Source organism: Dietzia sp. IBK-p2-15D (genome assembly GCF_057773105.1).
Window position 1 is genome coordinate 1 of record NZ_JBYMTK010000082.1, and the last position, 461, is coordinate 461.

General features: G+C 39.3%; 1 protein-coding gene. It reads right to left on the bottom strand.

The features are described from left to right. Positions 1 to 343, bottom strand: a 343-nt coding sequence (locus tag AC3DEV_RS16965) for a hypothetical protein (protein ID WP_488372865.1), incomplete at its 3' end; no start/stop codon positions are given. Between the last annotated feature and the right edge of the window lie 118 nt (positions 344 to 461).

The following is a 461-nucleotide window of genomic DNA, read 5'->3' on the forward strand; positions in this document are numbered from 1 at the left end:
TTGCTTTTACTTGCTCTAATCTACTTTTTAGGATTTCTCTGATTTGAACATCACCCTCTACTTGTGTAGGGAGTTTGACTGAAGATTCTATTGGCTGTTGTGTCATTCCTTTTGCTCGTTCAGAGGCGGCATCCATTGTTTTTTGTATCTGTTCATCTGTTAATCCAAGATTTCTCTTTGCTTTGATGTTATTTTGAACTCCAATATTTTCTTGTTTCTTACCTTGCAATATCTCTTTTATATCTACAAAGCCACCTTCTCTCGTTTCTTTAGGTACGCCTTTGTAGCTTTTTAATGCTTTCCCTCCTCCATGTACTAGACCTGCTACAACTGGGCCTGCCACTAATCATGCTGCCGCTCCCTCAATAGTTCTTCTCTCTACGTTTTTGAGCATATCCTTAAAGGAAGCTGCATTTTCAGATTCTCTAAGTCCACCTATAGCACCATAAGAAGCTCCAAAC